Source organism: Halioglobus maricola (assembly GCF_009388985.1).
In the GTDB taxonomy this organism is placed as follows: Bacteria; Pseudomonadota; Gammaproteobacteria; order Pseudomonadales; family Halieaceae; genus Halioglobus; species Halioglobus maricola.
The window spans coordinates 3,720,191-3,732,408 of the sequence record NZ_CP036422.1 but is presented as its reverse complement, the minus strand read 5'-3'; the positions used below and the strand labels follow the sequence as shown (position 1 = coordinate 3,732,408).

Annotated in this window: 6 protein-coding genes; 4 read left to right on the top strand and 2 right to left on the bottom strand. The window is 57.1% G+C overall.

Annotated features, from left to right (window positions below):
• The first annotated feature begins 5 nt into the window (after positions 1-5).
• From EY643_RS16990 to EY643_RS16980, 3 genes are read left to right on the top strand one after another with little or no spacing between them, the layout of a single operon-like run.
• Positions 6-542 carry an ExbD/TolR family protein gene (locus EY643_RS16990; protein WP_153240358.1) on the top strand — a complete coding sequence of 179 codons (537 nt, stop codon included), beginning with the start codon at positions 6-8 and terminating at the stop codon, positions 540-542.
• On the top strand, positions 539-1,078 hold the full coding sequence (locus tag EY643_RS16985; RefSeq protein ID WP_240732748.1) for an ExbD/TolR family protein: 540 nt from the start codon (positions 539-541) through the stop codon (positions 1,076-1,078). The genes EY643_RS16990 and EY643_RS16985 overlap by 4 nt, the downstream gene beginning before the upstream one ends.
• 11 nt (positions 1,079-1,089) lie before the next feature.
• Entirely contained in the window at positions 1,090-2,016 is a 927-nt protein-coding gene (locus EY643_RS16980) for an AgmX/PglI C-terminal domain-containing protein (RefSeq protein ID WP_170287446.1), read from the top strand.
• Here the strand turns inward: EY643_RS16980 and EY643_RS16975 are convergent, their stop codons facing one another.
• A complete protein-coding gene (locus EY643_RS16975; RefSeq protein ID WP_153240356.1) occupies positions 2,017-2,985 on the bottom strand; it encodes a LysR family transcriptional regulator in 969 nt (322 codons plus the stop codon).
• Between the two features lie 123 nt (positions 2,986-3,108).
• Here EY643_RS16975 and EY643_RS16970 point away from each other — a divergent pair, with 123 nt between their 5' ends.
• The gene (locus EY643_RS16970) at positions 3,109-4,008 is read left to right on the top strand and encodes a DUF4437 domain-containing protein (RefSeq protein WP_153240355.1); all 900 of its coding nucleotides are present in this window, start codon (positions 3,109-3,111) and stop codon (positions 4,006-4,008) included.
• A gap of 62 nt (positions 4,009-4,070) precedes the next feature.
• Here the strand turns inward: EY643_RS16970 and EY643_RS16965 are convergent, their stop codons facing one another.
• Complete coding sequence (locus EY643_RS16965; RefSeq protein ID WP_170287445.1) at positions 4,071-12,029, bottom strand: DUF11 domain-containing protein; 7,959 nt, start codon at positions 12,027-12,029, stop codon at positions 4,071-4,073.
• Positions 12,030-12,218 lie beyond the last annotated feature (189 nt).

Genomic DNA, 12,218 nt, shown 5'->3' with positions numbered 1-12,218 from the left:
TACCGATGAGGATGCGACGACACAGGCGGCCACCGGCTCAGGAAGCTGAGTTGGATATCACCGCTTTCCTTAATCTGATGATTGTGCTGGTGCCCATCCTGCTGCTGGGGATGGTGTTCTCGCGAATCACAGTTATCGATGTCACCTTGCCTGAAGCGGCTCTTGGGGAGCCCAACCCTGAACAGCAAATACTGGAAGTGATCATTCGTGATGACGGCATGCGGGTCGACTATCCGAGTGGTATTCAACTGCGGGCGATACCGCGGACCGAAGAGGGCGAGCAGAACTTCGCCATGCTCTCGCTCGTACTGCAGGAGGTAAAGCGACAGCTCTCGGAGAAGGGCATCGAAAAGCGTGACATCACCCTGTTGCCCGAACCAGATGTCGATTACCAGACAATTGTATCGGCCATGGATACCGTGCGCTCCTTCAAGGCATTGGTTGCTGCTGAGGCAGTCGATGCGGCCTTGTTCCCGGATATTTCATTCGGCGCCGCGCCTGAGCAGGAAGCGTCGCTGGGAGAAGAGGGGGTGATGCAATGAGTTCCCTCAGGGCTCGCCGTATGGCGCGCAACCACCGTCGCATGCAGCGGCCGGCCAGGCTCAACCTCGTGGCGTTGATGGATATCTTCACCATTCTTGTATTGTTCCTGATGGTGAACAACGGCGATGTTGAAGTCCTGCAGTCCGACAAGAACATTACCTTGCCGGAATCTGTTTCCGAGCAGCGGCCGGAGGAGAGCCTCACCATCAAAGTAACGCCGGAAAGCATACTGGTGCAGGGGCGTGCGGTAGAACGCGTAGAGGATGCATTGGCGCTGGAAGAAATGCTGATCCCCTCTCTGCAGCAGGAGCTGCAGCACCACGCCGAGCGTGCTGGCCCATTATCCGAGGAAGACGAGGCGCGTGGCCGTTCGGTGATTGTGATGGGTGACGAGACAATGCCCTACCAATTGCTACAGCGAATTATGAGCACGTGTGCGGCGGAGGACTATCGCGATATTTCCCTGGCTGTGAGTACTCTACCCGAGCCTGCCCTTGATGCAGGACAGAACACTCCCGAGGTGGCGGCTCGATGACGGTGGCAGTGATGGCAAAGACGCCGGAGCTCTTGCTGCCCTGGGAGTCCAGCGCACAGGAGGATCGCTTTTTCGCTCGGCTGTTAAGTGTGGCTCTATTCCTGTTTCTATTGCTCGCGATTGTGGTACCTCTGCTGCCGCTGGAGGAACTCACCCGTGAACAGGAGGAGGAAGTGCCTCCGCATTTGGCCCGGGTGCTTTTGGAGAAAAAGGAACTGCCCAAACCGGAGGTGGTGAAACCAAAACCGAAAGAGTTGCCCAGACCCGAGCCGCTGCCAGAGAAGGTAGTGCCGCCGACAACAGTGAAGGAGGAGGTCAAGCCGATTAATCGCATCGAGCAAGCACGGGACGAGGCCAAGGTTGCCGGGGTGCTGGCTTTCCAGGATGACTTGATGGCCATGCGTGACAGTCTCAATGTGCAGGACCTCAATCAGAGCCAGACCAGTCGAGGCGAATCCGCAGCCGCGAAAGTCGAGCGCAAGCTGATTACAGCAGATAATCGTGGTAGCGGCGGTATTACTACGTCCAGTGTGAGTCGTGATGCCGGCGGGCCCGCACTCTCTGGTCGGGAGGCGACCAGGGTCGAAAGCAATATCACTGCCGGCACAGGCACTAAGGAAGCGAAGAACAGTTCACAGCAACTGGGTGGCCGCAGCGACGACTCTATTCGTCGGGTGATGGACAGAAACAAGGGCGCGATCTTTGCGGTGTACAACCGGGCTTTGCGTAAAGACCCGCTGCTGGAAGGTAAACTCGTCTTTAATATGGTGATTGAGCCGTCGGGTGAAATCTCCGGCCTGGAGCTGGTGTCCAGCGAACTGCACGACGAGGCGCTCACCCAGAAAATCCTGGCGAGAATCAGGATGATCCGCTTTGGCGCAGAGAGCGTTTTGAGTACCCGGGTGAATTACTCCTTTGATTTCCTGCCTTATGGGTAGCTAGTGCACTGCCTGTTGCATCCGCGCATGGATTTGCTCCATGGGCAAATGCTGTTCAGCTTCATCCAGGACAAATTGCAGGAATGACGCGGCGACGGTACTGAGCTTTTTCTGCCGTCGGTGGATAATGTGCCAGTGTGTGGTCAGCGGAAACCCTTTGACGTTCAGCTTCACCAGACCCTCGGTGTGTGCATTGACGAGAGCGTACGCGGAGAGCACGCCTACACCGATGCCGGCCTTCACCGAAAGCCTGATCGCCTCACTGCTGTCCAGTTCCATCGTGCGATTCAGCTTTATGTTCTGCGCGGTGAGAAATTCATCCAGTGCCAGGCGCGAGCCTGAACCCTGTCCGCGCAGCAACATTCGCTCTTCGCTCAGTTGGCTCAAGCCCAGCTGTTTCTTTTTGGCCAGGGCATGCTCCTTGTTAGCGACCACAACCAGCGGATTGGGGAGGAAAGGAAAGTGGTTTATGTCGAGCCCGGTAGGCAGGTGATTGAAGATATAGAGGTCGTCCCGGTCCTCGTTCAGGCGCTCGAGCAGGTCGCTGCGTTTGCCTTCAACAAAGTCGACGTCTATTCCAGGATACTGCGCCATAAAGGGGCCTAACAATTGGGGCAGGAAATATTTGGCACTGGGGTCCACCGCAAGGCGCAGGCGGCCGGCGCGCAATCCTTTGAGATCGTTGATATCACAGTCCAGGCGATCGAAGGTGTCGAGCACTTCGCGGCAGGTGTCCTGCATTCTGTGGCCGGCCTCTGTCAGTGTCAGTTGTCGTCCGACTATTTCGTACAGCGGTAGTCCCAGCGTTTCGGTCAGCTTACGCAGTTGGATGGAAACACTCGGTTGCGACAGGTGTAATTTTTCTGCTGCCTGCACCACACCGCCCAGTTCAGCGACGGTGAGAAATATCTCTAGCTGGCGCATGGTGACTTGCTTCGCCAGATGTTGAGCCTCGGGGCGTCTCGCCATGGCAGGGGTCCTTTAGAATATAGCTTTTAAGCTATACAAGAATAACAAAATAACAATTATTATAAATATAAACCATGGTCTATTCTTTTGCGGACCTCGAGCACACTCAGGAGAGTAAGAAAAATGAGACCTCATGTTGAATTGGTGGATATACGCGATCTGCTCTGGCACCCCGCCGAAATGCCCCATGGCACTGGCGACGCGGAGCAGCAGAACCTTTGTTACGACGAAGAGGATGGCTCTGCCTCCCTGCGCGTGCGTTTTAACAGCGACTGGTCTCGTCCAGCTGGTCTGCACAAGGCGTTTACCGAGTGGTATATCCTCGAGGGTGAAGTCCAGCTCGGCGACAAGACGCTGGTAAAGAACGACTACTGGGCCGCCCCCAAGGGCATCCTGACCCCTGAAATCAAAGCCAAGGCGGGCACTATCATCTTGCTGTTCCGTGAATACGGCGATTGGACCTTCACGCCTGCAGACAGCAATGGCCCTGAGGCGCGTGACTTCGATGAGCTCACCATTTGCAGCGCGGACAGCCAGGACTGGTTCGATGTGACCGACCCTGAGAACGGCAGCCCGATGGATTTCGAACGTGGCGGCACACCGGTGCCCGGCCTGTTCATCAAGATGCTGTACCACGATGTGGAAACCGGCTTTTATACCCGCCTGATCAAGGCCAAGCCAGGCTGGCGCGAGCACCCGCTAGCGCACCACCCCTGTTTTGAGGAAGCGTACTGCCTTGAGGGTTCCTTCGACTACAACTTCGGCGAAATGGTTGAAGGTCAGTACTTCTGGCGTCCGAAAGGTATTCGCCATGGCGATTTCACCTCCGGAGATGACGGGACTGTATGGATTCTGCGCTGCGACGGCCAACTGGTCGACTGGTACACGGACAACGCCAGCGTTGAGATGAAGGGCGACCCGGTGAACTGGGGCGAAGGCTACGAGGACACGGAGCCACCCGAGTTTGTGTACCCTGCACGCTCCAGGTCAGTGGGCCCCATGAAGCGTCCAGACTATATGTAACTGTTCGGCGAATCGACAAAAAAGGCCACCTCTAGAGGTGGCCTTTTTTTATCGGTGCTTTATCAATGTGCTTGTCGTCGTCTGCTCAGATAGCTGCCAGCGACTGCAAGCAGGCCGAGCAGCAGTGACGCTAGGAATAGCCTGGGCATGACCGGAATACCGCGGCCGTCGAAGAACTCGATAATCAGCACATCAATGTTATTCCCGGGCGTGGGATCGCTGCCATTGGTGCCGTCATCGTTGGTTTCAATCACGTTGACAATTTTGCCAGCCTTGGACTCCGTCACCATGGTGACCGCAAAGGTCGCAGTACCACCGGCTCCTGCGGCGAGATTGCCGACGGCTATTGCGCACAGGGTGCCGCCCGCAGACCCATCAGGACAACTCCAGGCGTCGCTTGCGGAGGCCAGGTACTCGGTGCCGGGGGGAACAATCTCCCGGATGACAACACCTGTCGCGTCCTGGTTGCCTACCTGACGGTAGGTAATGTCGTAGACAATGACATCGCCCTCGCGCGGGGGAGGCGACTCCGTAGTTTTGGTGATCTCCATGTCCGGGTTGGCAATGACCGGGGTGATATCACTGGAATCGACTTCCAGTGGGCCCACCTGGCTGGAGCCGTCATCGGCCAGCACTGCGGTGTTGTTGATCAGGTCTACCCCCGCCGCTGCCGGGAAGTCGGTGATCAGGCCGAAATCTGCCTGCGAACCCGACCGCGCGTCGAGGATTCCTACATCGAAGGTACAGACGGAGCCCGGGGTGGAAGCATCACAAATCCACCCCGGTGTGCTGAGGCTGCTGCTGAAGACGGTGTAGTCGGGCACAACTTCTGACAGCACCACGCCGCTGGCGCCCTGGTCACCTACGTTGCCGTAGACGATGCCGTAGCGGTAGCCCTGTCCTGGAATGACCGAAATGCCGCCGTCGTTTTTGGCGATCACCAGGTTGGGCTGTGCGCTCAGATAGTCAATGTCCTGGTCGGTGTCTACCGAGGGCGGGGAAGGTACGTTGCCAAACTCCAGCCCGTCTTCCTCGACCATTACGTCGTTGATGATCTCAAACACACCAGGCGGTACAGTGTTGTCGATGGTCACCACAAACAGGGCTGAGCCTGCGCCACCGCCCGGCAGTGTATCGATGTCCAGCTCACAGGTGCTGCCGCCAACCACGTCGTCGCAGACCCAGTTTGGATCGGACAGCCCAGCGTCAAAGCTTGTATAGAGCGGCACGATCTCGGTAAGAAGAACGCCGGTGGCGTTCTGGTCGCCGGTATTGCCGTACGTCACTGTATATGTGAGCGTATCTCCAGGGCTGGCCCGATCGGTGCCATCAGTCTTGCTGACAGTCATGACAGGGTCGGCTACCAGCGGCACGATGGTTTCATCGTCGACGTCAGGGGTCGCGGGGTCGTCGGAGAGAATGTCGGGTAATTCCTCCGATGTGGCCAGCGCCTGGTTAACCAGCTGCTCTTCGGCGATCAGGCCCGCGGGGTAGGGCAGGGGTACCAGAACGCTGTAACTCACAGTGACTTCGGCGCCAGCGTCTACGCTGGGGAAGGTCACTTCAATGGCAGTGTCTCCCGAGGTGTTGCCGCTGACGATTGTGCCGCCGGGTGCCACCACGCTACCCACCTGGAAGCTGCCGTTGGCATCGGGGGTGTCGGTGATGACGATATCCGTTGCGGGTGCATCCCCTGTGTTTTGCAGGGTTAAGGTGTATGTCAGTGTATCTCCGGGGACTGCGGGGTTGGTGGGCCCGGCCCATGCTTTGAGCAGGTCCAGCGCGGGCAGCAGCAACTCGTCTGACGCATCCTCTATATAGATGCGTTCAGCGTCGTCGTCCCCTGGCAGAGAACTTCCTTCCAACTCTGCCGTATTGGGAATACGTGTGGGGCCAGGATAGCCGTCATTTTGCAGCGTCATGCTGAAAATCACGGTGGCAGACTCGCCCGGTGACAGAACCTGGTTGGGCGGTGGTGGTGTGGTCGGGGTCTCGGCCTGGATAGTGACGGTAGTCACGCCGCCGCTGGACGACTCGGTGATCGCCATGCCCTCGGGTGCGCTGATTTCGAGCAGGCTGCCGGGTACCCAGATGGCCTCGTCGAATTCATCGGTGATGACGAGGTCATATGCGGGGCCGGTCCCTGTATTGCCGATCTCCAGTTGGATAGTGGCAACTGCGTTCACGAGTGAGGTGAAGGTTTTCACGTGAGTGAGTATTGGTTCGATAATCTCGACCTCTGCCTCTGACTCCTGGGTGAGGGTGATACCGCCTACGCCGCTGTAACTCAACTCTGTCTCATTGAGCAGGATGTCGCCGGCGCTGTTAGCCGGCACATCGGGTGCGCGCAGTTGTAAACGTATGACCACGGTGTCGTTGAGGTTGGTGTCCCGATCAGGCGTGTTAATGACATCGCCTATGTCTATGGTGATGGTGTCGCCGCTGAGCACAGGGTCCTGCGGGGTCGCGGTGATGTTATCGCCGATAAAGAAGAGATCTCCGCCAAGATATTCTAGTTCACCTGCACCGTCGAGTTGGAAGGTGTCCGTCAGCACAACATCGGGAGTGGTGCCTTCAGCAAAGCGGAGGCTGAGAGTGTACTCGATGTGCTCGCCAATGAGCACGTCGGTAATGTCCGGGTCACCCTGGCCGCTTTCACTGTCGGGCACTGAGGTGGCGAAGACCCGTTTGCTGATATCGGCATCTTCCAGAGAGATCAGTACCGCGGTTGCCAGGTCGCTGTAGAATCGTGATTCTGGCGAGCCGGGCGAAGATTCCCATGACAGCAGGGCTTCATTTCTGAATACACCCTGTATCGGCAATTCATCGCTCATCATGACGGTGTACTTGATTTCACATTGATCCTGCACCAACGTCAGTCTGTCGAGTACGAAGGCCACGTTGCCGGACGTGCCGGGCAGGGGCGCAGACTGAATCACCAGGCCTGCGCAAGTACTGGTCACCGTGGCGTCATCAACCCATTCCATTTCTGGGTGCAAGGTATCCAGGATTTGGATAGTGCGTGCGTTTGCGGTTGAGGTAGCGCGGTGTTGAATAATCAGTGTGAACTCTTCCTCAATTCCTGCGGCCGTGGTTTTCTCGATGCCGCCATTGGAAGTGAGTTTTTGAAGCCGCAGTTGAGGCTCCACGATGTCGAACTGCGCGGCGTCGGTTAATGTCACTTCTGACGTGACCGTATTAGCGGTATTGAGGAGGTTTTTGTCTTCCCCGGGTGCACCGGAGTTCAGAGGGTCATCCAGTACGATGGCGACCAGTTCGACGACGAATTGATCCGCCTCGTCAGGCTCATCCCTCAAGTCCGGCTGATTGATTACCGTGCCCAGTATCCAGTTAAGGCATTCGTCTGCCGGTGGTGAACAGTCTGTGCCTGGCTCCCCTATGGTTGATGCGCCTGAGACAAACAAATCCGAGCCCACGGAAACAATGCGAGAGCTTACAAATTCCAGGGCGACGTCGTTGGTCGGGAGCAGGTCTGAGATGCGCGTGTCCAGAGTGGTGCCGTCCGGGAAAGAGGTGACCAGTGTGAAGGTGGCTTCCTCGCCAATGGTAAGGCGATGCAGCGGTATTTCCAGAGTGAATGGCGTATCCGGATTGCTGGTATCTGTGATGGTCTTGTTGAGGCCGGGAACACTGACGACAACAGTCCATGCGTCTGACAACATGTATTCCCGCTCGTCGTCGAGGTCGGTCTGCTCGCTTCGGTTTAGCGTGGTCCAGCTGATGTCGCCCTCGTTGGTAATCGTCTGACCGGACACGGCGCCCAGACTGACGGTGACGGAGAAATCGATCTCGCAGTAGGCTCCCAGGGGGAATTCAGTCCAGCTGGCGCTGATAGTCTGGCCACTGACATCGGGTGGGGCGTCTGGTTGGACGGAGCAGACATCGCCCACGACCACCGAGCCTCCAACAAGCTCAAATTGCGGCGGTAGTGCGTCTACCAATTCGAGATTTTGAGCGTCGGTTCGCGACCCATTTGCGTGGCTGACTACGAGGCGGAAGTCGACAGAGTCCCCCGCTTCAACAGTGTTGGTTGATCCAATTTTCTCTAGTTGAAGAATGGGCTCTACCAGCTCCAGCGGGTAGGTGTCTGACGCGGCAGTGTCTGGCAGAAATTCTACGACAGCGGAATTGCTATCGACTCTTTCATTAGCATTCTGGGGTACGTCCAGTACCTTTGCAGTGACGCGGACCAGGATGCGGTCATCGTCGTCTATCACTGGGGGTTCGATAATGTGCCCCACTGAGCCATAGTCCAGTTCGCCTTTGTCATTGATGCCGTCGCCATTGGAATCGATGATTGATTTGTCGGGCGGGAATATAGAGGGAGATAGATCGGCACCCAGTGAGATGTGTTCGATATCTAGCAGTTCCAGCACCATCTCTGTACGTGGCAGCAGGTCGGTGACCTCCAGTTCGAGGGTTGGTGCGAGGGGCAGGGTGACGACCAGGTCGAATACAACGATTTCGCCAATCGTTAACGCTTCAGTGCCAGCCGGGGTGCCTGGTGTGTTGTCAGTGTGGCTCTGGGTGGAGCTCTCCACATTTTTGATAATGCCGACATCGTAGATCTGGAATGTGTCACAGGCTTCACTTCTGTAGGTGTTCGCGTCGGCACCGGCATCGTCAGTGTCGCCCGTCCGCTCTACTGCAATTGTATTATTAGGCGGATCCTGCAGAGCGGGATCATTGTCTGACAGGCTCTCCCAAAACAGCGGCGCGCAGTTATTAAGTTGGGTTCCTGCTGGGACTTGCTCTATCAGGAACTCTGTCTGGAAACTGATTGTGCAGGTACCGTCGCCGATATCGAACTGATCCCACTCTATGACGAGTTCTTCGGATAGGCCGGCGTCGAGGACTGTGATGCTTTCGGGGGGATCACAGGCCCCGTCAACGGTCACGCCGGCCTCGTTGCCGACGATGCCCATATCTTTGGGCAGTAAGTCGAACAAGGTCAGATCGAATGCGCTGGCGGTAGAGGCATCACTGTGCTCGAACTCGATAGTGACGAGTGGTGGCGTAGTGTTGTCACCTATCTCAGGGCTAAAAGTCTTTGTCATGCGGATGTCGGGTTCTACGACTACAACCCGGTCCGCCTTGGCCTGGACGTTTTGCCGGTCGATATCATCGGGGTTCCAGTACCAGCGTGCGCGGTTGCGCAGCGAGGTGCTGTTCACGTTCAGGACTGAATTGATGACGCGCGCGCGGTACTCGATGGTAATCACGTCGGGCGTGGCGTTGCTGTTATTGGTGTTGGTGACAGTGCCGAATCCGTCCTGCCCCTTTGCCGGGCCGAAGATTTTCCAGCGGTCGACTCCCTCGACAGAGGTATCGTTGTTCGCGGGAATAATCCCTTCGTTAGCCTGCAGTTCAACGTCAGTAAGGCTGCTGGATACACCATCTGGGAATACGATCTGGGTGGTTTCGAGATGTACCAGGCCGGAGTCCAGCAGGTCTTCGAAACGAACGTTAGGCGATACGCCCTCCGGAATTGTCACTTCAACCCGATAGGTGACGATCTCACCGATGTGCAGCTGGAAAATGTCGCCGGTGTAACCGGGGTCGGAAGCGATGACTGTTTTGGTGATCGTTGGTTCTGCAATGGTTACCCGCGCGTCATCCGTCGCGGGGGTGAACGGAGTATCGGCGGGATCGTCCGTCGAGGTCCATGTGACAGCTGCGGTGTTGGTGACAACCTGGCGTGGATAAACATCGTCCGCCAGTGTGCAGGTGATGTTGATAATCGCGGTGTCGGTGCCATAGGGCGGGCCACCTTCCGCGGGGTCGTTGTCGCTGGCGGCGAGCGGGTCGTCGAGTATCAGTCCGCTTTCGAGATCGCCGCTATAAGTCAGCGTCTGGTCGTCGCCATTGACCACATCAATGGTGTTCTGCTGGCAGTTCAATCCGGCGACATTCCGGTCGAGTACCGTGACACGGTAAGCCGGCTGGGTGCCCAGGTTCTCGATGGTAATTTCGTAGGTAACCGCGTCTCGTGCATCGGCATTGGCGCCGTTGGAATCTACAGGTGATTCTACTGGGCTGGGGTCGAGCGTCGCATTGCTGTTGGCGATAGACAGTACGCCCTTGGTCAGCGTCAGCTTGGGTGCGCCCACGGTGATGCCAGCCACGTCTTGCTCGGTAATCACGCGGCCATCGGTGGTGGTATAGGCCGACTGCATCAGGTTGGTCAGGAACAGTTCATCGGCGAAGGGGTCGGTGGTGACGGTAGCCGTCAGTTCAACCAGGATGGTCGTCGGAGTGTCGGAAACAATATCACCATAATCGAGGGTGACGGAGTTGTCTGCGCCGCTGATCACCGGACTGACCAACGGCCCCTGGAGGACGTTGATAGTCGGCTGTGGTGCCTGGGTTACGTCAAAAACCGGGCTGGGCAGGAAATCCTTGATGACGACATCCGAGCTGGAGCCTGCCGGGATTTCCATGCCGAGGGTAAAGACGACCGCTGTGCCGGGCATGATGGTGTCGAATGACCCCGGGGCTGGGGTCGTGAGTGCCTTGGTCGGGTCGTTTTGAACAATCTCAGATTCACTGTCCGATCCATCTCCACCGCTGCCGCCTTCGGTCAGTCCATAGCCCAGGGTGACATTGTTAGTGAACCTGTCACCGGCTTGTACAGGGCCTGCAGGGTTGACGTATTCGGTCAGGATTTCGGTCTCATAACGCAGGCTGCCCGCAACGGCATTGGGTAGCAGTGGGTCGAGGTTGTCGACCGCAGCAGCGATGTCCCAGGTGAGGAGCGTGGTGCCTGTGGTGGGGTCATAGTCTACGTCTGCGGCGATCGGGTAATTGGCACCATTGATGACGAGGTCAAGGGTAGTGGTATATCCGAGGCCGTCGGGTAGCAGGTCGGTAATGATAAAACTCTCGGCACCAGCGCCGGGCACATCGTCAGGATAGTCGGTGAGTTGGAAATTGATGGTGTAGGTGAGAGTGTCCCCTGGAGAGTTGCCGCCGGTCACTGTCTTTTGCGCAGCAGCGTGGACAGCGACTACGTTTGAGTCGTCCGTGTCATTGAAGTCATCGCCGTCGTAGCTGTACTCCGCGTTGACTGTGTTGGTGATCAACTGGCTGTCGTCAATGGTCTCGTCGAGAATGTCGGTGATGTAAACCGGCACTACTACCGTGAGGTCCTCCGTTGACGTGCTGCCCGTGACGGCATCACATTGGACGATCAGTGTGCCGCCAGGCGCGGGTGGGAACGTGGGCAGGCTTGCAGTAATGCAGCCCACACTGATGGGAGCATTGATGGTGATGGCTGCGCCGGTCCATTGAATCTCCGGCGGTAAGATATCTTCCAGTAATACATCATCTAGGGTTACCCCGTCGGAGATGTCCATGGTGTAGCGGTAGTTGAATGCGTGGCTGGGTCCGGGGGGGCGTTCATTTTCCGGAGCGCTGTTGGTCTTGGTGACGCGAGCGAGTCGAGGCGTTATGGTGGAGTCAAACTGAGAGCCGAGGATGGCGCCGTTGTCTCCGGTGGCCGTATCGCCAAATTCGAAACCGGGAATGAATTCAACATCCAGTGGGACATTGGGCTCTGTACCGACATCCACAACACCGCAGAATTCCATGTCCAGTGGCGGCGTACCCTGCTCAACAGCGCCAATCGGGTACAGTGCATTGAGCGCGGTTCCGCCCTCATTGCCATTAATAATCTCGCCAGAGATAGGGTCGACCAGAACACCGCTGGCATCGAAGGTGCCGATCGGTTCCAGCACGGGCTGTATGTCCACGAAATCGATCGATATCCGGGATACTCCCGCGTCGACTGTGCTCACCAGATAGGGGCCATAGCCGGTGGCTGCCGCGGCATTGGTGAAGCTGACGATTGTGCAGAATTCTTCGCCAATCAGTGGCTCAGCGGGGACTCCTGTGACAGTGATAGCAGGAGACTGTGCCTGGGCTGTTGAAACAACTGCGGCCAGTACGGCAGCACAGAGGCCGGCCTTGCGGGTGCCGACCTGAACATGGGGATACAACAAGTGGAAATCTCTCGGTTTTTCTAGCAGTACCTTCTTTATATCCCACCAGACGAATATGTCAAAGGTGAAGAATACGCGATGGCGGCGCTGGATCCCTGAACTCGCATCAGCTCTGCAGCCCACCATCAGGAATAGTGGGAAGGGGTATCTTGTTATAACTTACAGAAAATGGCGAGATCATGTTGATGT

Excerpts from the sequence above, each read along its gene's own strand:
- EY643_RS16990 (WP_153240358.1), top strand. The coding sequence starts at position 6 with ATGAGGATGCGACGACACAGGCGGCCACCGGCTCAGGAAGCTGAGTTG.
- EY643_RS16985 (WP_240732748.1), top strand. The coding sequence starts at position 539 with ATGAGTTCCCTCAGGGCTCGCCGTATGGCGCGCAACCACCGTCGCATG.
- EY643_RS16980 (WP_170287446.1), top strand. The coding sequence starts at position 1,090 with ATGGCAAAGACGCCGGAGCTCTTGCTGCCCTGGGAGTCCAGCGCACAG.
- EY643_RS16975 (WP_153240356.1), bottom strand. The coding sequence starts at position 2,985 with ATGGCGAGACGCCCCGAGGCTCAACATCTGGCGAAGCAAGTCACCATG.
- EY643_RS16970 (WP_153240355.1), top strand. The coding sequence starts at position 3,109 with ATGAGACCTCATGTTGAATTGGTGGATATACGCGATCTGCTCTGGCAC.